This is a genomic window from Paractinoplanes atraurantiacus, from assembly GCF_900215205.1.
GTDB lineage: Bacteria > Actinomycetota > Actinomycetes > Mycobacteriales > Micromonosporaceae > Actinoplanes > Actinoplanes atraurantiacus.
Window position 1 is genome coordinate 106,119 of sequence record NZ_OBDY01000027.1, and the last position, 25,952, is coordinate 132,070.

The 25,952-nt window shown below is 70.6% G+C and carries 18 protein-coding genes; 8 read left to right on the forward strand and 10 right to left on the reverse strand.

Annotated features, from left to right (window positions below):
• Positions 1-59 precede the first annotated feature (59 nt).
• Positions 60-1,133, reverse strand: a complete 1,074-nt coding sequence (locus CRP55_RS40115) for a TDT family transporter (RefSeq protein ID WP_097327227.1) — start codon at positions 1,131-1,133, stop codon at positions 60-62.
• A gap of 94 nt (positions 1,134-1,227) precedes the next feature.
• Here CRP55_RS40115 and CRP55_RS40120 point away from each other — a divergent pair, with 94 nt between their 5' ends.
• Positions 1,228-2,163, forward strand: coding sequence for a LysR family transcriptional regulator (locus CRP55_RS40120; protein ID WP_097327228.1), 936 nt, complete (start codon positions 1,228-1,230; stop codon positions 2,161-2,163).
• Positions 2,164-2,459: 296 nt separating this feature from the next.
• Here the strand turns inward: CRP55_RS40120 and CRP55_RS40125 are convergent, their stop codons facing one another.
• On the reverse strand, positions 2,460-2,885 hold the full coding sequence (locus CRP55_RS40125) for a hypothetical protein (RefSeq protein ID WP_143235265.1): 426 nt from the start codon (positions 2,883-2,885) through the stop codon (positions 2,460-2,462).
• Positions 2,886-3,059: 174 nt separating this feature from the next.
• Entirely contained in the window at positions 3,060-3,746 is a 687-nt protein-coding gene (locus CRP55_RS40130) for a hypothetical protein (protein ID WP_097327230.1), read from the reverse strand.
• 1,408 nt (positions 3,747-5,154) lie between these two features.
• Between CRP55_RS40130 and CRP55_RS56380 the strand changes: the two genes are divergently transcribed.
• Positions 5,155-5,718 (forward strand): endonuclease VII domain-containing protein, encoded by a 564-nt coding sequence (locus CRP55_RS56380; RefSeq protein WP_097327231.1) that lies wholly within the window; start codon positions 5,155-5,157, stop codon positions 5,716-5,718.
• Between the two features lie 393 nt (positions 5,719-6,111).
• Here CRP55_RS56380 and CRP55_RS40140 read toward each other — a convergent pair whose 3' ends face one another.
• Positions 6,112-6,822: a response regulator gene (locus CRP55_RS40140; protein ID WP_097327232.1), complete on the reverse strand. Its 711-nt coding sequence runs from the start codon at positions 6,820-6,822 to the stop codon at positions 6,112-6,114.
• Positions 6,819-8,288, reverse strand: coding sequence for a sensor histidine kinase (locus CRP55_RS40145; protein WP_245923673.1), 1,470 nt, complete (start codon positions 8,286-8,288; stop codon positions 6,819-6,821). The genes CRP55_RS40140 and CRP55_RS40145 overlap by 4 nt, the downstream gene beginning before the upstream one ends.
• Before the next feature lie 108 nt (positions 8,289-8,396).
• On the opposite strand from CRP55_RS40145, the gene CRP55_RS40150 reads away from it, so the two are divergent.
• Together CRP55_RS40150 and CRP55_RS56570 are read left to right on the forward strand one after the other, a co-directional pair.
• Entirely contained in the window at positions 8,397-9,713 is a 1,317-nt protein-coding gene (locus CRP55_RS40150; protein WP_097327234.1) for a cation:dicarboxylate symporter family transporter, read from the forward strand.
• 13 nt (positions 9,714-9,726) lie between these two features.
• Positions 9,727-11,679 (forward strand): protein kinase domain-containing protein, encoded by a 1,953-nt coding sequence (locus CRP55_RS56570; protein ID WP_179855539.1) that lies wholly within the window; start codon positions 9,727-9,729, stop codon positions 11,677-11,679.
• Here CRP55_RS56570 and CRP55_RS40165 read toward each other — a convergent pair whose 3' ends face one another.
• Both CRP55_RS40165 and CRP55_RS40170 read right to left on the reverse strand, forming a co-directional pair.
• The gene (locus tag CRP55_RS40165; protein ID WP_097327236.1) at positions 11,680-14,772 is read right to left on the reverse strand and encodes an NACHT domain-containing protein; all 3,093 of its coding nucleotides are present in this window, start codon (positions 14,770-14,772) and stop codon (positions 11,680-11,682) included.
• A gap of 3 nt (positions 14,773-14,775) precedes the next feature.
• On the reverse strand, positions 14,776-15,402 hold the full coding sequence (locus tag CRP55_RS40170; protein WP_097327237.1) for a maleylpyruvate isomerase family mycothiol-dependent enzyme: 627 nt from the start codon (positions 15,400-15,402) through the stop codon (positions 14,776-14,778).
• Between the two features lie 595 nt (positions 15,403-15,997).
• Here CRP55_RS40170 and CRP55_RS40175 point away from each other — a divergent pair.
• On the forward strand, positions 15,998-17,167 hold the full coding sequence (locus CRP55_RS40175; protein ID WP_097327238.1) for an epoxide hydrolase family protein: 1,170 nt from the start codon (positions 15,998-16,000) through the stop codon (positions 17,165-17,167).
• On the opposite strand, the gene CRP55_RS40180 is transcribed toward CRP55_RS40175, so the two are convergent.
• From CRP55_RS40180 to CRP55_RS40190, 3 genes are all read right to left on the reverse strand, one after another.
• The gene (locus tag CRP55_RS40180) at positions 17,164-18,126 is read right to left on the reverse strand and encodes a serine hydrolase domain-containing protein (protein ID WP_097327239.1); all 963 of its coding nucleotides are present in this window, start codon (positions 18,124-18,126) and stop codon (positions 17,164-17,166) included. The two genes, CRP55_RS40175 and CRP55_RS40180, sit on opposite strands and share 4 nt — an antisense overlap.
• Positions 18,127-18,206: 80 nt before the next feature.
• Positions 18,207-19,361 carry a hypothetical protein gene (locus CRP55_RS40185; RefSeq protein ID WP_143235267.1) on the reverse strand — a complete coding sequence of 385 codons (1,155 nt, stop codon included), beginning with the start codon at positions 19,359-19,361 and terminating at the stop codon, positions 18,207-18,209.
• A 142-nt stretch (positions 19,362-19,503) separates the two neighbouring features.
• Positions 19,504-21,069, reverse strand: a complete 1,566-nt coding sequence (locus CRP55_RS40190) for a GGDEF domain-containing protein (protein ID WP_097327241.1) — start codon at positions 21,067-21,069, stop codon at positions 19,504-19,506.
• 152 nt (positions 21,070-21,221) lie between these two features.
• Between CRP55_RS40190 and CRP55_RS40195 the strand changes: the two genes are divergently transcribed.
• The 3 genes from CRP55_RS40195 (at position 21,222) to CRP55_RS40205 (ending at position 25,938) form a co-directional block, all read left to right on the forward strand.
• A complete protein-coding gene (locus tag CRP55_RS40195) occupies positions 21,222-22,601 on the forward strand; it encodes a M28 family peptidase (protein WP_097327242.1) in 1,380 nt (459 codons plus the stop codon).
• An 80-nt stretch (positions 22,602-22,681) separates the two neighbouring features.
• Entirely contained in the window at positions 22,682-23,818 is a 1,137-nt protein-coding gene (locus CRP55_RS40200; RefSeq protein WP_179855540.1) for an acyltransferase family protein, read from the forward strand.
• Between the two features lie 116 nt (positions 23,819-23,934).
• On the forward strand, positions 23,935-25,938 hold the full coding sequence (locus CRP55_RS40205) for an NACHT domain-containing protein (protein ID WP_097327244.1): 2,004 nt from the start codon (positions 23,935-23,937) through the stop codon (positions 25,936-25,938).
• Positions 25,939-25,952: the final 14 nt, after the last annotated feature.

The window sequence follows — 25,952 nt, forward strand, 5'->3', positions numbered from 1 at the left end:
GCGTGCTGCTGCGGGCTGCTCAACGTGTGCCTCGTCTGGGGCGTGCTGCCGTGGGCTGCTCAGCGCGTGACGAGCCTGGCGGTGCGGGTGGCCACGACGGCCCATGCCGCCAAGAGGCCCGCGTAGAGGAGGACGGCGGCGGCCGCGAGCATCGCCGAGCCGGTGTGGGTGGCCAGCGCCGATGTGCCGGTCACGCACGTGCCTACCGGGAAGGTGAACGACCACCAGGTCAGCGTGAACGGCAGGCGCTCGCGGGCCGCGCGGACGGTGATCGCCGTGGCCAGTGCCATCCACAGCAGGGCGAAACCCCACACGGGTACGCCGAAGACGACGCCCAGCAGGCGCAGCGCGTCCGCGGCCGGCGGTGGCAGCACGTGGGCCGCGGCGCCGCCGAGCAGGTTGGCCGCGGTGATCGACTGGCCGAGCGGGCCGAGCACGATCCACAGCGTCGGCACCATGCGGGCCGGGCCCACCTTGTGCACGGCCAGGCGCTGCCAGATCTGCGGGATGACGGCGAACGAGGCGATCAGGCTCAGCCCGAACATCGCGTAGCAGGCCACCAGCATCGTGAGCCGGGGTTGCCCGGCCGGAAGGTACGGGATGAGCAGGGCCCCGGTCGAGGCGGACACCATCGGCGGCACCACCGGCATCAGCCAGCCGCCGAACGCCGCCCGCTCGTCGACGTCATGCCGGGTGAACTGGAGGTACGGCACGGCGACGGCCGTGATCAGCCCGCCGACCGTGCCGGCCGTCCAGAGCACCGCGTCGACGGCGAGCGCGGCCGTCCCGCCGATGACCTCACGCCCGGCCAGCAACGTCGCGGCGCCCACGGTCATCAGCGCCATCGGCGGCGCGCCGTAGAAGTGGGCCATCACCGGGTCGAGATGGTGACCGCGCGCCGTGCCCGGATACCGCCGCCAGTGCAGCACCGTCGCCGCCGTCACCGCCACCAGCAGGACCGCCGCGAGTGCCCACACGGCCACCGCGAACGGGCGCAACCCGGGCAGGTGGACGGGGAGCGAGACGGCCGCCGTGGCGACGATGCCGGTGCCCATGACCGACGCGAACCAGTTCGGCCCGAAGTTTCCGGTCTGGGGTAGGCGGGGCGGAGCGGTCGTGATCGTCGCGGTCATACGTCCCACGATCGTGCGGCCCAGGCCCGGCCGGTAGGTGGCCCGATCTTGTGGAGTCACAAGCGTGGGTTGTACCCGGTTACCATGTCTCGTTGTGGCCCTCAGCGCGCGCATGCCCGACCTGGCAGCCCTCGAAGTGTTCCTCGCCGTCGCCCGGACCGGCAGCCTCAGCGCGGCCGCGCGCGAGGTCGGCGTGTCGCAGCAGGCCGCGTCGGCGCGGCTGGCGGCGCTGGAGTCGCAGACCGGGATCCGGCTCGCCACCCGCACCACCCGCGGCGCCGAGCTGACACCGGCCGGGGTGGTGGTGGCCCAGTGGGCCGACCGGCTGATCACGCTCGCCCACGAGGTCGACACCGGGCTGGCGTCGCTGCGGGACGACAGCCGCAGCCGGATCCGGGTCAGCGCCAGCCTCACCGTCGCCGAGCAGCTGCTGCCGAGCTGGCTGGTCAGCCTCCAGGCCGACGCCGAGCGCCGCGGCGACACTCCCGTGCAGGTCGTGCTGACCGCCACCAACAGCGACACCGTCATCGAGCAGGTCCGCGCCGGCGCGGCCGACCTGGGCTTCATCGAAGGCCCGACCGCCCCGCGCGGCCTGCGCAGCCGGGTGGTCGCCCACGACGACCTGGTCCTGGTCGTCCCGCCCGCCCACCGCTGGTCCCGCCGCCCCGGCGGCGTCGGCGCGGCCGAGCTGGGGGAGACGCCGCTGGTCACCCGCGAGGCGGGCTCGGGCACCCGCGACTTCCTGACGGCCGCCCTGCGCAAGACCCTGGGCAAGGACTACGTCCCCGCCCAACCCGCCCTGGAGCTGTCCACTGCCGCCGCGGTCCGCGCCGCCGTCCTGGCCGGCGCCGGCCCCGCCGCCCTGAGCCGCCTGGCCGTCGCCGACGACCTCCGAGCCGGCAGCCTACGCCACATCCCCGTCACCGGCCTGGACCTGCACCGCCCCCTGCGAGCCATCTGGTCCGGCGCCCGAGTCCCGCCGTCTGGCGGCGCCCGCACCCTGCTGGCCCACATCGGCGCCCTGCCGTAGAAGCGGTGCCCGGAGACGAGGCCGCGCGGCGGTTGAGGTCACGTGGTGGTGTGGGCGCGGTGGCGTTGGATCAGAAGGCTCCATAAAAGTGGGGAACTCAATGCGCCCGACGCCCTCGGCGTGTCTGGCGGCCTCACGGCCCTGATCATTCGGCCTGCTGCGCCCATCCAGCGATCATCACCCTGAGCGCAGCGGCCACTGGGCCTCTATCCGGCTTCGTAGGCCGGTGTGTGCCCATCGCCGGTCCCTAAACGTGACGCACACGCCGAGCCGGCTCGATGATCGAGGCGGGGTGGTTACCTGCTGCAGAGGGCGAGAACGATCTCGTTGTCGCCGATGATCAGTTGTTGGCCGCCGTCCGCGAGAGATTTGACAGCGAGGTCCATATCTTCGCCTTCGCGGTATTGATTGAATTCCCGGGTGAACGCCAGTTGCGGCTGATCGTCTGCTGTCCGTGTCTGCAGGTATACGACAGTGGTAGTGGTGCCGTCCGAGATTTGGCCGGCGTACTGCTTTTGATCGATGGATAGCGTGGGCTGGCCATTCGGGCAGTTGCCCGCCCACTCGCCGACGAACGGGTCCAACGCGGGGTATTGGCCATGGACTTGGGCCACTGCCGGCGCCGCCGACTCGTCGCTGGAGTCGTTGGAGCAGGCATTAAGACTGGTGGCGAGGGCCAGGGCCGATGATGTGACGGCCAGTGCCCGGTAAGTGTGTCGCAAGGTAGTCCCTTTCTGGGCAACGAAGGTACGGATCGAACGTCACGGCACGCAGTCAGCCATCCGGAGACCGTCACCGATAGGCGGGGGCGGCGCTCTGCGATCGGAGATCGTGCACGCGGCGACGATCCGCAGGTCGTGGACGTGGACGTGGACGTGGACGTGGACGTGGTTCATTTAGCCGACGGTTTGTTCGAGCTCGCCGCGGGTCGCGGCCAGGGCCTTGCCGGCCTGGGCGGCGTCGGAGTTATAGAAGACGATCTCGCCTACGGTTCCACGGTCGACCCACACGCACACGCCGAGGTTCATTCCAGATGCGATGTAGCCGCCGCACTTGGCTGACCCGCCGAACCGTCCCGGATCCACCGAGTGGTAAGCGCCAAGCCCGTGGCCCTCCACCGCATCCACCACGTAGTCCACGGTGCGGGAGAAGTCGGTGTAAGTGCCGACTGCCGCTCCGACGATGATGAGGTCGTCGTTCGACGTGCCGTAGACGCGACTGAAAACGCTCGTCGTGCCGCCGATCCCGGACAACCGGGTCTCGGTCAGGTTATTGCCATGGTCGAACTGACTGTCGGTGTTCAGCGGCCGGCCCTGCAACGTGGCCGGAGCGACAACGGCGAGCGTCCCGGCGGGCGTCGGTGCCGAGTTGTCGCTGAAGAGTTGCCTGCCGCCGAAGACGACCACGATGACGAGGCAGGCGAGCGCGACGCCGACGATTCCGCCGGGGAAGCTGATCCAGCGGCCGCCGGGGCCTTGGCCGGGCGAGCCCACCGGCCGTAGCATCTCTCTCTGGTTCTGCTCACGCTGTTCCCGCGTGTGCTGTTCGAGACGGGCCCAGTGCATCCAGTCGGGTTCGGGCATGCGACCACTGAGCCATGTGGCCCGTAGCCGACGCAAGCGCACACACGGCTTTCTTGCCGAACCGATCGGTTGATGGTGAGAGAGCCGCAGCGCCCGTGGCCGATTGAATGCCGTCCGTCTACAGGTGCTGGAAATGGTCTGGACTCACGTCCGGCGTTCCGCGTACGGTCTGGCCCCGCCATGCCGCTGGCAACAGTGCGATCACGACGAGGTCCGGTTGCACTCGATCGGGTGACCGCCCGCTCAAGTCCTGCCCAGTAATGGATGCTCCGGGTCTGCCCGAGACGGGTCACCGGAAGCTCGTCTGGCCTATTGACGCCGGCCTCGTCACGCATATCGCCGCCGAAGCAGAACGACTGTTAGAAGCGCACTTGGAAAGCCGGGCGGCCAATGCGGATCCGCATCAAGAATAACGCAGTTCCGTAGATTCCGGCGAACGACTCAAGCGAGCAACCTCAATCAAGCTTGCGAGATCAGTAGCTCGGCTCGACTCGTTGATACCGGTAGCGACGCCCTTCGTGGCTGAGAAGGGTCGAGGCTGAGAGGACACCAAGCCCTTATCGAGATCACCGAAAGAGAACTGGTACACGTGCCGTAGCTCAGTTGAACATCAACGGGCGCGTCTGAGATTCAGTAGTCGGGGATCTTCGGCTGGGCGAACTGCGCCAGAGGGCGCTCGTATGTCGTAGCTTCGCGTGTAGCTAGCTTGAACGCCAAGCGTTCCAGGAGGATCAGTGCGTCCAAACGGCTGAAGCGGTCCTCCGGACGCCCGTGCGGCCATCAGATCTGATCATTCCGCCACCAAAACTGTCGTACCCCCGCCGTAACCTCCCTTCATGAACTCTTCCAAGATGACTGAATCGCTCGCGAGCACAGCCCAACTGATTACCGAGTCGAACGAACGACTCTGCGCGCTGGATGATTGCTCCAGACCTCGGCTGGCACTTGGACTGTGCCGCAAACACTATGATCGTTATCAGCGGTGCGGGGACCCGCTGTGGCCTGAACCCGAGCGCAAGCCGGGGCGACCGATCGGTCCTCCGAAGGACCCCTGCCGCATGGACGGCTGCGACAGTCCGGAGCGCTCGTTCGGGCTCTGCGGAACTCACTACATGCGCTACCGCCGGTACGGCGACCCATTTTGGGAAGGCACCCGCACCCGAGTCGCCGTCAAGACCCCTTATTGTGCCGTCGAGTCATGCGGCGAACCATCGAAGGCTCTCGGCCTTTGTGGTAAGCACTACAACAGTGGCAGTATCGAGGGCACGCCATCGGGAACGTTCCCGCGCGAGAGCCGAAACCTGCGCGCCGGAGGCCGAACAAGCGCTGCGCCGTCACGGAATGCAGAAAGGAGATACCCGCGAGACGAAAATACTGCTCGCATGATTGTTCCCTCCTCGGTCGCGGCATGTGTCGGTTCGAAGACTGCACGAACAAGGCCGTCTCGGCGAATCTCTGCGCCGGCCACCGCCATCACAGAGACCAACATAAGGCGCTAAAGCCACTGCGGAAATCCCACCCTGCGGAGGTGACACGCCAGCGCAACACGGACGGTGAGAAACGCTGCCCCGGTTGCGAGACCTGGCAGGCAGAGACTAACTTTCGCCAAAACCGGAATCGGGACAGTATCGACGGCTTTGATCTTTGGTGCCGCTCGTGCACGACCTCTCGCCAACGAATCACGAAGTTCGGTGTGACTGCGGAAAAGTACGAGGAGATGCTGGAAGCCCAAAACGGACTTTGCGCCCTATGCCTCGAGCCTCCCGGCCTGAGGCCGATGTCCGTCGACCATGATCACCGCTGCTGCCCAGACCGCGACAGGACATGCGGCGATTGTGTACGCGGTCTTCTATGCCACCGGTGCAACCTCGGCCTCGGGCAACTTCGGGATCGAGTTGATAACTTTCAGCGAGCCATCGCGTACTTGGAGTACTTCGACGTCGAGCTGGACGAACGAGCCCGATCGGTTTAAAGCCATGAGTGAGCCGATCGACCACCTCCTCCACAAGAATCTGAACGCGCCGCCTCGCCGGCGCCGATCACCGCATCACCGGGCGTTCCTGCACCGGGCCTGGCGCGGCGGCTCCACGAAGCGCACCTCGACGCCGGTATCTGATCAACCGCCACCTCACCGCGGCCAGCGGACCCGGCTCTGGGTCGCCGATGCCACTCGAGGCAAAAAGAGCCGAGGTTGGTGTCCATGTAGCCGATGACGTCCTTTGCAGCCGAGGCGGATCTTCCGGGTGAGGACGCCGGTCGAAGGGGTGACCACGACGTACCAGTACGTCGGACTGTCATGGGGTGAGAGCGAACGATGCATGTGCTCGCCGCAGATCGTCGTTCCGGTCAGCTCCGCAGTCATGTATCACGGATACTCTCCAGGCCCGGCCGCCGGAAGCAGACGGTATTCGACCTCTGGGCGGCCTGGGCCGCCGTAGCGAGGGCTTCGGGTCACCTGGCCCGTGTCGGCCAAGTGTTCCAAGTAGCGGCGGGCGGTCACCCTCGAGGCGCCCATGCGGGACGCCACCTCGGCCGCGGACAGGCCCGTCGTGTCGTCGGCTGCTCGGAGGACGCCGAGGATCAGGTCCAAAGTGTTCTGGTCGAGGCCCTTGGGGAGGGTGACCGGGGAGGTGCCGCGCAGGGAGGCCAAGGCTCGGTCGATCTCGTGTTGGGCCGCTACCGGGGAGGTGCCCTGGACCTGGGCGCGATAACGGGCGTACCCCAGCAGCTTCTCCTGGAAAGCGGCGTAAGTGAACGGCTTGAGCAAGTAGTGCGTGACGCCCAGCGAGACCGCTGAGCGGACCACCGCCAGGTCGCGGGCCGACGTCACGACCAGGACGTCGGTGGTCAGGCCGGCGCCGCGCAGGGTGCGGCACAGGTCGAGGCCGAACATGTCGGGCAGGTGCAGGTCGAGCAGGATCAGGTCGACCGGGGTCGTGCGCAGCGTGGCCAAGGCCTGCTGGCCGGTGTGCGCCACGCCGGCGACAACAAAACCTTCGACCCTTTGGGTGTACGCGGCGTGGGCGTCGGCCAGAAGCGGCTCGTCCTCCACCACCAGGACGCGGATGTCGGTCACGACGGCACCGGCAGGCGCACGGTGACGGCCGCGCCGTCCACCTCGATCGTGCCGCCATGGCGGTCGGCCACCTGGCGGACCAGGGCGAGGCCGATGCCCCGGCCCTCGGCCTTGGTCGACCAGCCCTTGCGGAACGCGCCCTCGGGAAGGCCGGGGCCGGTGTCGGTGACCCGGACCAGGACGGCGCCGTCCCCGGCGACCACCAGCACGGTCACCTTGCGTGGGGGAGCGGTGCCGGCGACCGCCTCCAGGGCGTTGTCGACCAGGTTGCCGACCACCGTGAGCAGGTCGCGGCTCGGCAGGGGCGCGCCGGCCATCCGGGACGCCTCGTCGACCACCAGCTCCACGCCGCGCTCGCCGGCCTGGGCCGACTTGCCGAGCAGCAGGGCGGCCAGGGCCGGCTCGTCCAGGGCGCCCACCACCTGGTCGGTCAGCTGCTGGGCGGCCGCCAGCTCGGCCGTGGCCAGCTCCACCGCCTCCCGGGAGCGGCCCAGCTCGACCAGCGTCAGCACCGTGTGCAGGCGGTTGGCCGCCTCGTGCGCCTGTGCCCGCAGGGCGTCGGTCAGGCCGCGTACGGAATCAAGCTCCCCGGTCAGAGCGCGAAGCTCCGTGTGGTCACGCAGGGTCAGGACGGTGCCGATGGTCTGGCCCTCCGAGCGGATCACGCGCTGGTTGGCCACGAGCACCCGATCGCCGGCGAGGACCGGCTCGTCGGCCACGGCGGCCCGGGACGCGATCAGATCGCGTACGGGGGAAGGAAGGTCGTCGCCCAGCAACCGCCGCCCCTCGTCGTTGATCAGCGTGATGTGCCCGCCGCGGTCAGCCACCACGAGCCCTTCGCGCACGGAGTGCAGCACGGCGTCGTGGTACTCGTACATCCGGGTCATCTCGGCCGGGCCCAGCCCATGCGTCTGGCGGCGCAGGCGACGGCTGAGCAGCCAGCTTCCCGCGGCCGCGAGCAGCAGCGCCAGTGCGGTCGGGATGGCGACCGCCGGCGTACGGCCAAGCAGCTTTTGATTGATGGCGTCCGTGGTGATGCCCACCGAGACCAGGGCGATGACCTGACCGTCGTTGCTTTTGACCGGCACGACGGTCCGGACCGACTCGCCCAGCGTGCCCACGCTCTTCTCGGTGACCGTGCCGCCGGCGAGGGCCTTGTCGATCGTGCCGATGAACGGCTGGCCGATCAGCGAAGGTGTCCGGTGGGTGTAGCGCGTGCGGTCGGTGGCCATGATGACGATGAAGTCGGTCCCGGTGGCGACACGGACGCTTTCGGCGTACGGCTGCAGCACCGCCGACGGGGACGGGCCCCGCACCGCGTCGACGACCATGGGGGAGCGCGCCACGGTCTCGGCGATGTCCATGACGTCGTCGATCGCGGCCTGCTCGGCGTCGTCCAGGACGATGAGGACCGTCCCGGCCGTGCCGATGGCGACCAGGGCGGCCACGACCAGCGCCTGGAGCACGAAGAGCTGCCGCGCGATGCTCCAGCGCGTCTCCGTCCGGAAACGTGACCGTAAACAGAATGAACGCAATGATGCTCCCGGGGTGAGACGCGGGCCACATTCTCGCGTATGAAGACCTCGAGGGACCGCACCCACTACCTCTATCTGGCGGTGATCGTCGCCGTCGTGGCCGGCATCGCCGTCGGCCTGCTCGTTCCGGACTTCGCCGTGGAGCTCAAGCCCGTCGGCACCGCCTTCGTGAACCTGATCAAGATGATGATCGCGCCGGTCATCTTCTGCACCATCGTGCTGGGCGTGGGCTCGATCCGGCAGGCGGCCAAGGTGGGCCGGGTCGGCGGGCTGGCGCTCGGATACTTCCTTCTCATGTCGACCGTCGCCCTCGCGATCGGCCTGGTCGTCGGCAACATCATCCACCCGGGGGCCGGGCTGCACCTGGACCCGTCGATCGCCGAGGCCGGCCAGAAGGCGGCCGGTGACGCGCCCAAGGAGGGCCTGGACGACTTCGTCCTCGGGATCATCCCGACCAGTCTGCTGTCGGCGCTGACCGACGGTGAGGTGATGCAGACCCTGCTGGTGGCGCTGCTGGTCGGCTTCGCGGTGCAGGCGCTGGGCACCCGGGGCGAGCCGGTGCTGCGCGCGGTGGAGGTCATCCAGCGGCTGGTCTTCAAGATCCTGGCCATGATCATGTGGCTGGCGCCGATCGGCGCCTTCGGGGCCATGGCGGCGGTGGTCGGCGCGACCGGTGTGGACGCGCTCAAGAGCCTGGCCCAGATCATGCTCGGCTTCTACGTCACCTGTGCGCTGTTCGTCTTCGTGGTGCTCGCGGTGATCCTGTGGACGTTCGCCCGGGTCAACATCTTCTCGCTGCTCAAGTACCTGGGCCGGGAGTTCCTGCTGATCCTGTCGACGTCGTCGTCGGAGTCGGCGCTGCCGCGGCTGATCGCGAAGATGGAGCACCTGGGCATCAGCAAGCCGGTCGTCGGCATCACGGTGCCGACCGGATATTCGTTCAACCTCGACGGGACGGCCATCTATCTGACCATGGCGTCGCTGTTCATCGCGGAGGCGATGGGCGACCCGCTGTCGATCGGCGAGCAGATCTCCCTGCTCGTCTTCATGATCATCGCCTCCAAGGGCGCGGCCGGCATCACCGGGGCCGGCCTGGCCACGCTGGCCGGCGGGCTTCAGAGCCACCGGCCGGACCTGGTGGACGGGGTCGGGCTGATCGTCGGAATCGACCGGTTCATGTCCGAAGCGCGGGCGCTGACCAACTTCGCCGGCAACGCGGTGGCGACCGTGCTGGTCGGCACGTGGACCGGCGAGATCGACCGGGAGAAGGCGACGGCCGTGCTGGCCGGGCAGGACCCGTTCGACGAGGCCACGATGCTCGACGATCGGCCCGCGGAGGTCGTTGAGCGGGTCTGAGTAACATGATCCGGTGCTTTCCCCGGGGACCTTGCTCAGCGAGCGCTACGAACTGACCGAACGCATCGCCGCCGGTGGCATGGGTGAGGTCTGGCGCGGGACCGACCGCATGCTCCATCGCGCCATCGCGGTCAAGGTCGTGCTGCCGGGCCTCATGGCCGACCCCGAGTTCCTCACCCGGTTCCGCTCCGAGGCCCGCATGATGGCCGCCCTGCGCCACCCCGGCATCGTCCAGGTCTACGACTACGGCGAGAACGCGCAGGTCGGCGGCGGCCGCATGGACTACATGGTGATGGAGTTCATCGAGGGCACCCCGCTGTCGAAGCAGATCCAGCAGGCGGGCCGGCTCAGCCCCGCCGAGACGATGCGGATCGTGGCCCAGGTGGCCGACGCGCTGCAGGTGGCGCACGACGCGGGCATCGTGCACCGCGACGTGAAGCCGGCCAACCTGCTGGTCCGCCCCAACGGGGCGCTCGTGCTGGTCGACTTCGGGGTGGCCCGCTCGACCCAGGTGACCGGCATCACCAGCACGAACGTGGTGCTGGGCTCGGCCAACTACATGGCGCCGGAGCAGGCCGAGGGTCACCCGGTGTCCGGGCTCACCGACGTGTACGCGCTGGGGGCGGTCGCCTACTGCTGCCTGACCGGCCGCCCGCCCTACGTCGGCGAGAATCCACTGCAAGTGCTGGCCCAATTGGTGTACGGGGAATTGCCGCCCCTCCCGCCGGACGTGCCGCCGGCGGTCGCGGCGCTGGTCAACCGGGCCCTGGCCAAGAACCCGCAGCACCGCTTCCCGAGCGCGGCCGCCCTGGCCCAGGCGGCCCGGGGCGCCGGCCGCCCCGGAGCCGGGCCCACCGTCCCGTATCAGCGCTCCGGCCAGCCGCCGGCGAACTCGGGCGCGTTCCCGCCCGCGGGCCGTGCTCCGGCCTCGGGTGCGTTCCCGCCCGCGGGCCGTGCTCCGGCGTCGGGTGCGTTCCCGCCCGCCGGTCGCGCCCCCGCTACTGGTGCATATCCGCCCGGGCGTGCGCAAAGCGGCGCATACGGTGCACCTACCGGTCGAGCCGGCGCGGCCGCTGTCCCGCAGGCGGGCCAGCCCGGCGGCACGGCGCGGTATCCGGGTGGCACCGGCGCCTACCCGGGTGGCACCGGCTCATATCCCGGGGGCACCGGCTCGTACCCCTCGGGCAGTGCCTCCGTTCCTTCTTCCGGCGGCTACGCGGCCGGCGCCGCCTCCGTCTCCCCGCCCAGTTATGGCAACCGCCCGCCGGCCGCGGTCGTCACGGGCGGCTACGAAGGCGGCTCCTCCTCGTCGGGCGGCGGCAACTCCTCCGACGGCAAGAAGCGCGGCACGGTGATCGCTGTGGCCATCGCGGCCGTCGTCCTCGGCGTGGTCGCGGTGACCTTCGCGATCGTCACCAGCGGCTCGGACAACACCTCCACCGACAACACCGCGGCCAACGGCGCCGTCGACCCCGGCGCGGGCGCCACCCCGCCCCCGGTCGAGGAGACCACCAAGGCCGGCAAGCCCAAGCCGGCGAAGACGAAGACCACCGAGCCCACCGACGAGGCCACGCAGCCGGTCGGGGAGCCCTCCGTGCCCGAGGAGGAGGAGACCCCGGCCGACGTCACCAACCCGTACACGCCGACCCAGCTCTGCGGCAGCGACTACAAGATCCTCGAGACGGCCACCCTGAAGGGCGACGCCGGCACGGTGGGCCGCGTCTACCTGCTCGTCTCGGGCGACAAGCAGCAGAACTGCGTGGTCACCCTCCGCAGCAGCGACCTCAACGAGAAGGCCGACGCCTCAGCCTTCCTCGAGGTGCAGGACAAGGACCGCGACACCCAGGACGGCGAGGTCGACTTCTACGCCGGCCCGGTCAAGGCCGCGGCCGCCAAGACCTGCATCAAGTGGGGCGGCTCCATCGACGACTTCTCCTACGAGAGCGACTTCGGCCACTGCGGCTGATCACCGCGCCCCGGTGGTGCTGCCGTGCGGCGGCGCCGGCCCCGGCGAGAGGCTGATGATGAGGTGCGGCGCCGTCCGGTCGAGGTTCTGGGTCGGCGGCCGCCACCTGCGCACGAGGCTCACCGCGACGGCCTCGGCCGACGCCTCGGGCTCGTCGGCCAGGCTTTCGCACAGCTCGGTGAGCCACGGATCGGGTCGCCCGGCCTCCAGCGCCATCGCGGTGAGCAGGGTGGTCGCGGCCGGTGAACGATAGAGTTCGGCTTCCCTGAGCGCGGGAACGTTCTGGAGGAGCTCGGGATGGTGGTAGACGGCCGTGGCGACCGCCGTCGACGTCAGTGCCACCAGCCCCACGGTCTCGTCGACCCACTGGAGCAGGTCTCGCAGGAACTCCGCCGACCAGCACCATGACTGCTGGCGGAGCGCCGCCGAGACGAGATCGACGACGGCGGTGATCGCCGGCTCGGGGGTGCCCGGCGGCGGTTTGGCCAGGACGTAGACGGGGTCGTGTCGATGCCCGAGGACGGTGGCGGCGGTCAGCCAGCTCACCATCATCTCGGTCCAGTCGTCGCCCTCGATGTAGTAGACGAGCCGGCCCTGGACGGCGGCGCCCAGCCGAAGCTGCTGTTCCGTGGCCCGGTCGCCGGTCAGGCGTGCGTACTGGATGTCGGCGAACTCGGGCGGGAACCCGACCTCGGCCGGCCTCAGGTGGATCCGGCCGTCGTCGAAGGCGATCGTGCCGAGCAGCGCCTGGCGGCTGCCGGCGTCGAGAACGGCGCGCCACAGCGTCACCGTCGAGCGCCACCACTCCAAGGGCTCCGGCTGCTCCTCGCACAGTGTCTCCACCGGCAGCCCTTCTTGCCCGGCCAAGGCCAACCGCAGAAGGACCAGGTTCGCCGAGTACGTCGCGAGCCGGCGGACCGGGCTCTCCGACGTCGGCCGATAGAGCGGGTGCCGCCCGGCGTCGCTCCGTCGCTGAGAGCCGTCGATCAGCGCACGCAGGGTCCTCGTCACGTTCTCGCGATCAGCCGCCGGCAAAGCGCCGAGCAGCTCACCCGCGAACTCCAGGATCGGCGAGCGGATGGCCAGGACCTGGTGCGACAACAGCGCGAAGAGCAGATCGTCCTCCGGCGCCCGCGGCTCGAAGCGCCCCCCGAAGGCGGCGTCGCCGATCCGGATCAAGACCTCTTTGAGGTACGCGGCGATCAGGTATTCGCCGAAGGTGGCGTGCAGGAACTCGTAGCAGCGCCGCAGCCCACCGTCCCGGCCGACCCGCGTTCGCGCCTCGGCGGCGTGCACGAAGAAGAATTCGGCGAGCACCCGCTGACCGGCCTCCTCGGGCAGCCGGCCGCGCTCCTCGCCGCCGGCCCGGAGCGCGGCGAGGTCCTCGCCCAGTTCCTGCTCGGTGATGTCCTGCCGTCCCCGGTTGAACATGCCGATCGCCGCCACCGAGAGCCGGTGCAGGTGATCGGCGGCAGCCCGATCGAGGTGGTCTCCGCGCACCGCGACGGGAGACCCCTTCCGGACCTCCCGGATGGCGAAACTGCGCAACAGGAGCCCGTAGAGAGTGGCGAGCGACAGCTCGGCGGTGGGCTCCGGGGTGTCCGGGTCGGCCCAGTAGATCGCCAGCATGAGCAGCAGCAGAGGCTGCCGGGCGAGCTCCGGCCGGACCAGCGCGGCCTCGGCGCTCAGCATCCGCAGCCGCCCGGTCGCATTGGCCCGCTGCCAGGCCGCCAGCCATCGCGCCACCTGCTCGTCGCCGAACTCCTCCAGCTTGACGATGAGCGTGCCGGGTGGGATGTCGAACCGGTCGGCGACGATGGTCCGCGAGGTGACCACCACCATGACCGGCTGGTCCTGTGCCGCTTCGGCCCGCTGGAACTCCATCACCTCGTTCAGGAAGGCGGAACGATCGACCGGCGACGCCTGGAGCAGCTCGTCGAGGCCGTCGAGGAGCACCACGCGGACCGTTCCGGCGCTTTCCGCCGCGAGCCGATGCCATTCGACCCGGCCGTGGGTGCTCAGGTCGAGCGCCTCCTGGATCTGCTGGTGGAGCCGGGCTCCGGCGGTCACCCGCCGCAACGGCACACGGACCACGGTGTAGGAGCTCTCCGGCAGCCGGGCCGCGAGGATCTTGGTCAGCATCGACTTGCCCGCGCCGGGGTGACCCAGCACGAGCAGCGGCTGCCGATGCGAGGAGTACGAGGCGAAGTACCGGGTGAGCATGAGGTCGATGTCGTCCAGGCGGGGCGTCTCCGCCCACCACGAGTCGTCGGCGGGCCGGGTGGCGTTGCCGGCGACGCTCAGGCGATAGGACGGTTCGACATATCCGGCCTGGATGGTCGGGAAGACCATCGCCTCCGGATAGCGATCATTGTCGGACGACACGATGGGCTGATCGAGGAAGTCACGGTTCGCCCGGCGCATCGCCATGGGTTGTCCACCGGCCGGCTCGGGCGCCTGCGCCGTCATCAGCCGCAGCATCTCCTCGACGCGCGACAGCGCGGCCTGCGGCCGGCCGGGCTCGGTGACCGTGCCCGACCCTGACCAGGCGAGGAAATCCGGGGCGACGGCGGCCAGCGTCAGGCACTTCTTCGCGTACAGGTCGACGACGTCGAATTCGAGACCACGGCTGGAGTACAGCTCGCCGACGCGGCGGAGCCATTCACGGACCGCCCCGCTCCGGTCGAATCCGGGAACGCCGTGCGGCAGTGGCAGCTCGGTGTCGTACACCTCCAGGAACAAGGCGACGTCGCTCTGGTCCAGCTCACGCGGGACAGCGTGGTCCTCGAACCGGGGGAGCGCGTCGACCAGCGCGCTCGCCGCGGCGACGGTGTGCACGGCCGCCGCCAGCTGGAGCCGCGCGAAGCCGCGGACGCCGGACAACCGCGCGGCCGCCCGGCCCAGACAGTCCCGGAGGATCCGGGCGGCCCCCGTCCGTGGATCGGCCCAGCCCCAGAGACCCTCGGGGGAGGGCAAGCTCCGGTGGAGGATCACCCCGCCGAGGAGCCCGTCGAGCTCGGCGACGGCCGCCGGCTCGTACGCGTGGAAGACCTGGAGAGCGCCCCTCAGCGTGAGTGGAGACCCGTCGGCCATGGGTCAGGACAGGACGGGGAAGAGGTCGGTCGAGGCCCGGCCCGTGGTGGCCTCGATGAAGTCGATCGGTGGGGCTATCTGGGACAGGACGGCCGCGGTGTGGTGCAGGCTCTCGGCGGGGACGTCGGGCTCGAGGTCCAGGGCGCGCTGCACGTCGAGCAAATGGATGGTGGTTTCCAGGATGCCGATGCTGACCGCCTCTTCGAGGGGCATGACGGCGCGGCCGAAGTAGTTCACGCGGACCGGGCCCAGCTTGCGGGCGGCCTCGATGGCGGTGGGGCCGGTGGAGGCGAACTGGGTCACCAGCTGCTCGACGGTGTATTTGGTGGAGTCTTCCCGGCCGGCGCTGGCCACGTGGGAGCGCATGGTGTTGGCCACGCCGTCGGGGGCGTTGAACTCGGCCATCAGGGCGGCCGCGGAAGCGTGGGTGGCCGGGGCGTCGGTCACCCACTGCTCCACCAGCACGGCGAAGCCGAAGGGCCACTGGGCCGCGTGGGCCCACAGGTGGCGCACCGTCCAGTCGTCGAGGCGGGTCGGCTTGTCCCAGTCCGCGTCGTTCAGGGTGCGCCCGGTCGCCGCCCACACCGACCAGAGCGCGTCGAGCGTTGTCAGCCGATCATCGATGGTCATGACCCGACTCTACTGAGATCGGCGTCACACCTCGATCCCACACCCGTTCGACGGACAGCACCTTCTCACCCGCGACCCGCGACCCGCGACCCGCGACCCGCGACCCGCGACCCGCGACCCGCCGCCCCTGCCCCGCGCCCGCCGCCCTCCTTCCGCCGTCCGCCTTCCGCCGCCCGCGACCTGCCGTCCGCCTTCCGCCGCCCGCGACCCACCACCCGCCGCCCTCCACCCGCGACCCACCACCCGCCGCCCGCCGTTCCGTCCGCTGTTCTCGCCTCCCTGGTAACCCACCTCGCCCGCGCCTTGCCCTCTGAGTTCGGGTGCCGGCTCGGCCCCGGCTTTCCCTCTCGTTCCGCCCGAAAGCTCGAGCATCGGACGCTCCACTGAGGCGGAAGGCTAGGTTCCTAGGATGCTCTAGGCGGTGGCTGCCGGACCACGGCTCGCGGACGCGACGGCGGCCGACCGCACTTGCCGACTGCCGCTGGGGGTCACTGGCTCTGGGCGGACCAGGGCTTCTGACGGGTGCCCGTGATGGCGTACGTCAGCAGGCTTTGAAGTGTCTTGAAGCTCGGCTCGCGAAAGGCAGGGGTGTGACATGACCACGGAGGTACGGCCGTTCACCGTGCAGGTTTCCAAGGACGCGCTCGAGGATCTGCGGCGGCGGCTGGCGGCCACGCGGTGGCCTACCCGGGAGATCGTGGGGGACCGGTCGCAGGGGGTGCAGCTCGCGACCATAAGGGCGCTGCGGGAGTACTGGGCCACCGAATACGACGGCGGGCGGGTGGAGGAGCGGCTCAATGCTCTGCCGCAGTTCGTCACTGAGATCGACGGGGTGGACATTCACTTCGTGCACGTGCGGTCGGAGCATCCGGGGGCCCTGCCGCTGATCATGACGCATGGGTGGCCCGGGTCGGTGATCGAGATGCTGGACTCGGTCGGGCCGCTCACCGATCCCGCCGACGGCCGGGACGCGTTCCATCTGGTGTTGCCTTCGCTTCCGGGGTACGGATTCTCGGCTGAGCCGTCCGAAGCGGGGTGGGATCTGGTGCGGACGGCGCGGGCCTGGGCGGAGCTCATGCGGCGGCTCGGATACGACCGGTACGTGGCGCAGGGCGGTGACGTCGGCGCCGGGGTGACCGACGCGATGGGGCGGCTGGGGCCGGACGGGCTCGCCGGGATCCACACCAACCTGCTCGTGCCGGCGCTCAACGATCCGGCGTCGCTGCCGAACGGCACCGAGCCGGAACGGGCGGCCCTGGCGGCGATCAAGACGTTCCAGAGCAGCGGGAACGGCTACTTCGTGGAGATGGCGACGCGGCCGCAGACCATCGGGTACGCGTTGCAGGACTCGCCGGTCGCCCTGGCCGCCTGGATGATCGACCACGACACGGACGCGTACTACAAGATCGCGCGGGCGTTCGTCGACGGTCAGCCCTCGGGCAACCTCACCCGCGATCACATCCTCGACAACATCACGGCGTACTGGCTGACCGGTACCGCTACGTCGGCGGCCCGCTCCTACTGGGAGGCGTACGGGCCGGACGCGCCCGCCGCCGGCCGCCGGCCGCTGCCGGATCCGCGGGTGCCGGTCGGGTTCAGCGCCTTCCCCGGGGAGATCTGGCGGACGCCGCGCAGCTGGGCCGAGAAGGCGTACCCGACGCTCAACTACTTCGGCGAAGCGGAGCGCGGTGGCCACTTCGCCGCGTGGGAGGAGCCGGAGCTGTTCGCGGCCCAGTTGCGGGCCGCGTTCCGGCCGTTGCGCTAAGCGCTCAGCGCCCGGAGCAGGTCGCCGGCCTCCTTGTCCATGAGGCGCTGGGTGCTGCTGAGCAGGACCACGGCGGTGCGGTGTTCCGGGTCGAAGCCGGCGAACGAGGTGAAGCCCGAAGTGCCGCCGTTGTGCCACAACTGGGTCTGGCTGCCGAGGCGGGCATGCAGTCGGCGGCCCATCCAGCCCAGGTGGACCCAGGTGAAGGGGTTGATCTGGTGCTTGACCGAGCGGGTCAGGTGGATGGCCGGGTCGTCCGGGTCGTCGAGCTGGCGGCGCAGGAAGGCCAGGAGGTCGGCGGCGGTGGAGTGCAGGGCGCCGGCGCCGGCCAGGTCGGCCAGATGCCAGGGCGGTGTCTCGCGGCCGCGGCGGGTGTGGCCCTGGACGAGAAGGGAGGGGTCGGGCTGGGGGAGGCCGGTCTTTTCGAGGACCAATTGGGTGTACGGGGTTCCGGCGCGCCGTGCGAGGGCGAGGCCGAGGAGGCCGGCGCCGAAGTTGGAGTAGCGGAAGCGTTTGCCGGGTGGGGCGGCCAGGCGGGTGCGGGCCAGGGCGGCCAGGAGCATGTCGGTGGTGCATCGGGCGTACGGGTCGGGGTCGTTCGGGTGCAGCAGCAGGCGCTTGAGCATGCCGGTGGGCAGGCGGGGGAGACCGGCGGTGTGGGTGGCGAGGTGCTGCAGGGTGATCTGTACGCCGTCACGGGAGGGCACGGAGGCGCCGGAGGGCAGCAGGCCGGCGAGGGGCTCGCCCAGTGAGACGGAACCGTCGACGGTCATCCGGGCCAGGGTGAGGGCGGTGAAGACTTTGGTGATGGAACCGATCTCGAAGACGTCGTCGGCGGTGACGCGGCCGGCGGAACGGATCTCGCTGTCGTCGCCGGAGAGGACGGCGACGACAACGCCCGCGCGGGTGCGGGCCAGGTCGTCGGCGGTCTGCTGAGCCAGGCTTCCAAGATCCGTCATCGCTCCATGATGGTCGGCCCGGCAAACGGCCCGCTGCCCGGGGCGGGCAGCGGGCCGGTACGGTGCCGGTGCGGCGTGCGTCAGACGGCCGGCGGGGCGGCCTCGACGGTCGCGGTGCCGGTCTCCACTGTGGCGGCACCGGTGTCCGCGGCCGCCGTGGTCTCGGCGCCGGTAGCTTCACCAGCGGTCGCGCCGGCGGCGGGAGCGGTGGCGGTCGCCTCACCGGCGGAGGGAGCCTCGGCGGTCGCCTCACCAGCGGCCGGAGCGGTGGCGGTGGCTTCGCCGGTGGTCACTTCGGTGGCCGGCGCCGCGGTCGCCTCGCCCGCGGTCACGTCGGTCGCGGTCTCCGTGCCGGTCGCGGTCTCAGCGCCAGTGGCGGTCTCGGTACCGGTCGCGGTCTCAGCGCCAGTGGCGGTCTCGGTACCGGTCGCGGTCTCAGCGCCGGTCGCGGTCTCGGTGCCAGTGGCGGTCTCCGTGCCGGGAGCGGTGTTCGCGCCGGTCGCGGTCTCCGTGCCGGCAGCGGTATCCGCGCCGGTGGTGGTCTCGGTTCCGGTCGCGGTGTCCGCGCCGGTGGTGGTCTCGGTGCCAGTGGCGGGTTCGGCGGCCGGCTCGGTAGCGGTCTCGTCCGACGCGCCGGGGGCAGTAGCGGTGTCCGTGCCGGTCGCGGTGTCCGTGCCGGTCGTGGTGTCCGCGCCGCTAGCGGTGTCCGTGCCGGTGGTCGTGTCCGTGCCGGTGGTCGTGTCCGTGCCGGTAGCGGTGTCGGTGGCGGCCGGCTCGGTGGCAGCGGGCTCGGTCGAGGCGGGTGTGGTCGTAGCGGGCTCGGAAGTGCCGGGCTCGGAACTGGCGGGCTGGGAGGTGCCGGGCTGGGAGGTGCCGGGCTGGGAAGTGGCCGGCTCGGTGGCGGTCGTGTCGGCCGGTGTGCCGGGCTGGGGTCCGCCGGGCTGGCCGGGCTGCTGGCCCGGCCACGGGGCGCCGGGGCCGCCGGAGCCGCCCATCGGCATGGGCCAGCTCGTGAGGCTGTTGAGGCCGGGCAGGCCGTCGATGGTGAAGATGGCGATCACGATGCCGGAGATGCCGGACTTGTGTTCAGGAGGCGGGGCGTAGGCGCCGGCGGCGCTCGCCGTCGCGTCGTCGGGTTCGTTGGCGAGTGCGCCCTGTGCGGGGGCCAGGGCCATGGCCGCTCCGGTGAACAGGACCATGCCGGCCAAGGCCATACGGCGGCTTGTCTTACGCATTTCTTTTCCTCCCGGGTCTTCGTTACGACCCGGTCAGCTCAACATATCTGCCGCATTCGAATACGGCGCTCCAACGGATTGGGTGGAAGTTTTTCCTGAGGCCGCTGAAACCATTGGTGATAAACAAAAAGCGCCGGAAAATTTAGGCTGCCGGGAGCTGCTCGATGTAGTCCTCGCACTCTTCGACATCGTCGCCGCCGCGCCTTTTCGCCCGGTACATCGCGGCATCGGCCCGCCGCACGATTTCCTGGAGATCGACGGCCGGTCCGCCGGCCACGCCGATGCTGAGGGTGGCCGGGCAATCGGGGAGCGCCCGCACCGCGTCGACCATTCTGCGGCCCATTTCGTAGGCCGTTCCGGTGTCCAGCCCGGGCAGCAGGACCGCGAACTCGTCGCCGCCCAGGCGGGCCACCAGGTCCTGGTCGCGGACGTTGGCGGTCAGGGCCGTCGCGATCGCCCGCAGCGCCGCGTCGCCCGCCTCGTGCCCGGCCGTGTCGTTGATCTGTTTGAACTTGTCGGTGTCGATGACCAGCACCGCCACGTCGCCGTCCTGGGTGCGCCTGACCGCCTCGTCGAAGGCGCGCCGGTTGGCGATGCCGGTCAGCGCGTCCAGGTCGGCCGCCCGGGCCGCCTGCTCGTGGCGGCGGCGCAGCAGGTCGAGCGACTTCATCGTGGTGAACGAGTGCAGGGTGCGCTGCCGCTGCTGCCACAGGGCCGCGGCCAGCGTGGCCCCGTAGGCGAGCGCCGCCTTCGCGTCGGCCGAGCCGTGCGCGGCCAGCAGCAGCGCGTGGGTGTGGTGGGTGGCCGAGGTGATCAGCACGCCGGCGTCGCCGGGCAGGGCCGCCACCGCGCGGCCGATCAGTTCCAGGGCCTCGTCGAGGCGACCGGTGCGGCGCAGCGCGACCGCGTGGAAGGGCTCGCAGAACGCCACGACCAGCGGGCTCATCCCGTACGCCTGCAATTTGGCTTGATGGGTTGAGATCTCGACCGCGGCGGTGGTGGGATCGTGCCGGTCGGCCTTCGCGCAGGCGGCGGCGAGCAGGGCATAGCTTCGCCACACGTCGGCGGCGGGCCCGCTGACCTCGGCGGCGGCGCGCACGGCGTACACCTCCGCCTGTGCCGTGTGGTCCTCGGCCTGCTGGACCTGGCCGACCTGGTAGAGCTCGAGGGCCCAGTGCAGGTGCAGCTCGGCCAGGTTGATCAGCCACATGGAGCGTTTGCCGCTCTGGCTGCTGTCGTGGGCGCAGATCTCGTAGGCGGCCTCGTAGTGCGGGCCGACCAGCTCGTAGAGGCGCAGCTCCATGAGGGCGAAGGCGATGGCGACCCGGGCGTGCACGGCCGCCACGGGCTCGGTCTCGATGACGGCGTACGTCTCGGCCTGCACCAGGTCGCGCATGACGCTGTCGAGGTCGTATTCGACGGCGTGGGTCTCGCCGAGCCGGGCCCGCTGGGAGGCGCGGGTGCCCAGGGCGCAGGCCTGCCAGCCGGGGCTGTCCTCGCGTTCGGCGGCGGCGAGCATCTCGTCGAGCGCCTGTTCGGAGGAGGTGGGGTCGCCGAGCACGTCGTACGCGACGGCCCGCACGAAGTGCAGGCAGGCGCGGTCCCCGACCTGGAGCAGCAGGGTGCCGGCGCGCTCGAGTGCCTCGTGCGTGCCGCCCGCCTGCGCCTCCTCGAGCAGGCGCATGGCCTCTCGTGTGACGTCGTCCATCGGACCTCCCTGCGGGGTAAATCGGCAACGGGCGCGGTACTTGAGGGTTTCGGTAGCTATTGAAGATCGCTGATATTGCCCATAGGTTCTTCCGGGACGGGGAACGATGGCCCACGAGGCCGCCGTCCTCGCCTGAGACGAGGAGGAGACCCATGGACAACTCGGTTACCCGCCGCCGGATGCTGACCGTCGCGCTCGGCGGCGCGGCCACCGTGGCCCTGCCGGCCCCCGCCTGGGCCGTCACCGGTCAGCGGCCCGGCGCCGTGCGGCCGCCCGCGCTCACCGGCCACGACACCCAGGTCGCCCGGCGCGTGTCGGCCGAGCGTGCCCTGCAGCATCTGAAGGTCCTGTCGGTCGACATGGGCCCGCGCATCGGCGGCACCCGCTCCGAGAAGATCGCCGCCGATTACATCGCCAAGACCTTGGACCGTTTGGGGTACGACGTCGCGTTGCAGCCGTTCCCCGTCGCCGACAAGTTCCTCGCCCAGCTCGACTCGCCGACCGGGCTGCCCCGCGATCTGAACTGGCAGGCGGGCGCGTCCGCCCTGGGCGGTCTCGACACCCGGGTGCGCGGCACGGTAGTCGACGTGGCGGCCGGCGCCCCGGAGAACTACACCACCGACGTCACCGGCAAGATCGTGCTGATCGACTACGTGGCCGCGTCGCGCGACGCCCAGGTGGCCACCGCCGTCGAGAAGGGCGCCGCCGCCGTCGTCTTCCTGCCGGTCGACCTGGTCGAGCCGCGCCGCGCCTCGGCGTTCAGCCCGGTGCTGGCCACCGCCGTCGCCATCCCGGTGGTCGGTGTCGCCCAGGCCCAGAAGCACCGGCTGCGTGACCTGCTGGCCAAGCGCCGGCTGATCCTGACTGTCACGACGCGTGCCCACCGCAACCTCACGTCACACAACGTGATCGCGGACGCCCCGCGGCGCAAGCCGGCCGGCACCGAGCCGGTCGTCATGGTGAGCGCCCACTACGACACCGTCATCGGCGCGCCCGGCGCGAATGACGACGGCTCGGGCACCGTACTCAATCTGGAATTGGCCCGTGTGCTGCGGCACCTGCCGCGCAAGACGCATCTGCGCTTCGCGTTGTGGGGTTCGGAGGAGCAGGGGCTGATCGGTTCGCGGTACTACGTGGCGCAGCTGCCGCAGGCCGAGCGGGACCGCATCCTGGCCGTCTACCAGAACGACATGGTGGCCACGAGCTGGGACCCGGCGACCCGGTACTGGCTGCTGTCGTACACCGGCCTGGCCAACCGGGCGACCGACGAGGTGGCCGCCGCCGCCGAGCGTCTCGGTTACGCGCCGCGCATCTCGCCGGTGACGTTGCGTGGCTCCAGCGACCACCAGTCGTTCCAGGAGGTCGGCATCGCCGCCGCGAACTTCTCGTGGCGCGGCGAGGAGTCGCCGGCCCTGCTGGAGCCGCCGTACCACAGCCCCGAGGACACCATCGCCAAGAACATCAGCCTCGAGAGGCTCCAGGTGTCGCTCGAGCTGATCGGCTCGGCCGCGTACGCGACCGCGCAAGGTTAGCGGACAGCCCGCCCACAGCACACGAACAAGATCGACTCCTAGCGTGAGCCGCCTCATCGTGTGCTGTGGGAGGGGCTGTCGTGGCCGAGACAAGAGCGCCGACGCGCGACCGGTATTTCGATACGCTGCGGGTGCTGGCGATCATCCGGGTGTCGGTGTACCACATGTTCCCGTTCGCCGTCCTGGAGCTGGTCTTCCCGTCGATGGGCGTGATGTTCGCGCTCGCCGGCTCGCTGATGGCGAACTCGCTGGCGCGGAAGCCTTCATGGGGAAAGGTCATCTGGGGACGGGTGCGGCGGCTCCTTCCGGCGTACTGGGTCCTCGGCTTGTTCGTCGTTCCCGCCATGCTGCTGCTCGGCTGGGACGAACGCCCGGCCCTGTGGCACCTGATCGCCTGGGTGGTGCCGTTCGTCTCGCCGCCGTCCAGCGAGGCCGGCCTGCAGGCGCAGGAGGTCATCTGGTACCTGGTCACCTATCTGTGGCTGGTGGCCCTGTCCCCGGTGATGTTGTGGCTCTACCGCCGCGCCCGCCTGCTGACCATCGTCGCGCCGCTGGCATTGCTGCTGGCGTTGACGGTGTGGCCGACCTGGCCGTCCAACCCCAACTTCCAGGAGGTCGGAACAGACCTTCTGATGTACGCGGGTTGCTGGATCCTGGGCTTCGCCCACCGTGACGGCACCCTGCGAATGGTCAACGGCTGGCTGATCACGGCCCTGGCCCTGGTCTCCGTGGCCGGCGCGCTGGTGTGGGCGCACCGGCACGCCGCCGACGGCGTCCTGCAGGACATGCCGGTGGCCTACGGCGTCTACCAGATCGGCTTCGTCCTGGCCCTGCTCCGCTGGCAGCCCGACATGGCCTGGCTGACCAGGCGCCGGGGCCTGGACAACTGGGTCACGCTGATCAACGCCCGAGCGGTGACGATCTACCTGTGGAACAACGTGGCCATCGCGCTGTGCTTCCCGATCGGCGACGCCCTCAACACCTGGATCTTCGGCGAGACCGGCGAGGAGATCAGCTACAGCGTGATAGCCCTGGCCCTGCTCATCAACGCGGTCCTGTTCTTCGGCTGGGTGGAGGACCTGGCCGCCAAGCGCCCACTGCGCTTCCTGCCCTGGCCCCACCCGGCGCCGGTGGCAGCGCCCCCAACCACGCCCATCGGCCGGGCCAGCGTCCCGGCTCCGGCGCGGGTCCCGGCGTACGCGAACCACCGCATCTGAGATCACCCTCGCGCAACGGCCGGATCCCGCGCAGGGCTCCGGCCGTGCCCGTGCTCGGAATGGGGTCACCGGATCGGCTGACCTGTCCGTGACCGGCCACCGACCATAATGTCCTCGTGGTGGCACTGGCGAAGCGCCCGCGGCTCTGGTTCATCGTCGTGATCGTGGCCAGTTCGGTGGCCGCCGCCGCGCTGACCGCCTTCTTCCTGAGCGAGGGGCGGGCGAAGTCCGATCAGTGGGCGAGCATCATCAGCGTCTTCGTCGCCGTGCTGGTCGCCGTGGTCTCCTTGCTGCTGTGGTTGTGGCGCCGGGGCGGCGACGACGCCACAGATGAGCGTGTCCAAGATGCCGTGGACGCCCTGGCCTGGGTGCAGTCCGAGCAGTGGGGCACCGAGCGGGCCGCGCGTTCGATACACGACCCGTGGCTGCTGCCGGTGCGCTGGACCGTGACGAAGCGGTCCCGCACGATGATGACCAGCTGGGCCGCGGCCCGCGGCCGGCCCGGCGCCGGGCCGGTGTCGTTCGACGGCACCCTGGACCGGATCGCCGACGTGTTCGAGGGCCACCATTCGCCGCGTCGCCTGGTGGTGGTCGGCGACGCCGGCAGCGGCAAGTCGATCGTCGCGCTCGAGCTGACCCTCCAACTGCTCGAACGACGCCGGCCGGGCCAGCCGGTGCCGGTGCTCCTCCCGGTCGCGGGCTGGGACCCGCAGCTCGATCTCGACGACTGGGTGGCCGGCCAATTGGCGCTGCTCAGCCGGCGACTGGGCCGGCTGGTGACCAGCGCGACCGGGCAGCGCCGGACCCTCGCCCGCGAACTGGCGGCCCGAGGTCTCGTGCTGCCGATCCTGGACGGCCTGGACGAACTGCCGCGTGACCGGCAGGCCGCCGCGCTGAACGGCATCGCCGCCGCAAGGGGAGGAGTGGCCCGGCGCTTCGTGCTCACGTCACGGACCACGGAATACGAGATCGCGGTCCGCGCCGCCGGACGGCGGCCGACCGCGCCCGTCGTGGAACTGCTTCCGCTCGCGGCGTTCGACGTGGCGCGTTACCTGGAGGAAGGCAGCGCCCACGACCCGGGGCGGTGGACCCGGGTACGCGCGCGGCTCACCGCGAAGGCGCCGTCCCCGCCGGCCGAGGCGCTGTCCACACCGCTGATGGCCTCACTGGCGCTGGTCCTTTACCGCGGCGCTCACACCGATCCGGACGAGCTCGTGGACGCCGGCTGGGCCGCGACCGCGGACGGGATCCGGCAGCATCTGCTCACCGGGCTGATCCCCACCGTCTATACGTCGGCGATCGGTGGGCACCCGCGGCGCAGCCCGGCCCTGACGGCGGCCGCGGGCGACGCGCTGACCCTGCTCGCCCGCCATCTGGCGGACCAGAAGACCTATCAGCTCACCTGGTGGCAGCTCCATCTCGCGGTACCACCGAGGACATTGCGCGCGGCACGGTGGGCGGTCGCCGCGTCCAGCCTCGCCGTGGCCTTCGGGCTTGCGATGGGCCCGCAGTACGCGGTGATCACCGCGGTGTTGTCGATCTTCCTGCTCCGCGAGCCGCCGGTCGAGCGGCCCGAACGATTCTCCCCACGCGGCATCCCGCTGCGCGGCGTTGCCGTCGGCCTGCTTCTCGCGACGGCCGGCGGCGGGCTGATGGGATACGCCGCGGGAGCGGTGACTGGTGTCCTGTGCGGTGCCGCGATCGGAGTCAGCTTCGTGTTCGGCAGCCACGCGTTCGCCCCGTTCCAGGACGACGACCCGGCGACCAGCCCCCGTGAGCTGTTGGTCGCCGATCGCCGCCAGACTCTGGCCGCGGTGGCCGCGTTCGCCCCGGCCGCCGCGATCGCGGCGTGGATCTGGATGGATGTGCCGAGAGCCCTGGCGATCGGTTTCGCCGTCGCGCTCGCGATCGTCATGCGCAGCGCCTGGGGCACCCTCAACCTGGCTCGGATCATGCTGCGCGCGGCCGGCCCGATGCCCCTGTCGCTGATGGGCTTTCTGGACGAGGCCCGCAACCGGGGCGTGCTCCGGCAGTCCGGCGCGCTCTATCAGTTCCGGCACGCCGCCCTCCAGGAACATCTCGCGCGCCGCGGCCGGCCACCGGTCGCCGCGGCAACCTGACGGCGCACCACGGC

What these genes read in the sequence shown, in the direction of transcription:
- CRP55_RS40175 (WP_097327238.1), top strand. Translation starts at nt 15,998, where the DNA reads ATGACCACGGAGGTACGGCCGTTCACCGTGCAGGTTTCCAAGGACGCG.
- CRP55_RS40185 (WP_143235267.1), bottom strand. Translation starts at nt 19,361, where the DNA reads ATGCGTAAGACAAGCCGCCGTATGGCCTTGGCCGGCATGGTCCTGTTC.
- CRP55_RS40170 (WP_097327237.1), bottom strand. Translation starts at nt 15,402, where the DNA reads ATGACCATCGATGATCGGCTGACAACGCTCGACGCGCTCTGGTCGGTG.
- CRP55_RS40190 (WP_097327241.1), bottom strand. Translation starts at nt 21,069, where the DNA reads ATGGACGACGTCACACGAGAGGCCATGCGCCTGCTCGAGGAGGCGCAG.
- CRP55_RS40115 (WP_097327227.1), bottom strand. Translation starts at nt 1,133, where the DNA reads ATGACCGCGACGATCACGACCGCTCCGCCCCGCCTACCCCAGACCGGA.
- CRP55_RS40150 (WP_097327234.1), top strand. Translation starts at nt 8,397, where the DNA reads ATGAAGACCTCGAGGGACCGCACCCACTACCTCTATCTGGCGGTGATC.
- CRP55_RS40165 (WP_097327236.1), bottom strand. Translation starts at nt 14,772, where the DNA reads ATGGCCGACGGGTCTCCACTCACGCTGAGGGGCGCTCTCCAGGTCTTC.
- CRP55_RS40180 (WP_097327239.1), bottom strand. Translation starts at nt 18,126, where the DNA reads ATGACGGATCTTGGAAGCCTGGCTCAGCAGACCGCCGACGACCTGGCC.
- CRP55_RS40195 (WP_097327242.1), top strand. Translation starts at nt 21,222, where the DNA reads ATGGACAACTCGGTTACCCGCCGCCGGATGCTGACCGTCGCGCTCGGC.
- CRP55_RS40130 (WP_097327230.1), bottom strand. Translation starts at nt 3,746, where the DNA reads ATGCCCGAACCCGACTGGATGCACTGGGCCCGTCTCGAACAGCACACG.
- CRP55_RS56380 (WP_097327231.1), top strand. Translation starts at nt 5,155, where the DNA reads ATGTGTCGGTTCGAAGACTGCACGAACAAGGCCGTCTCGGCGAATCTC.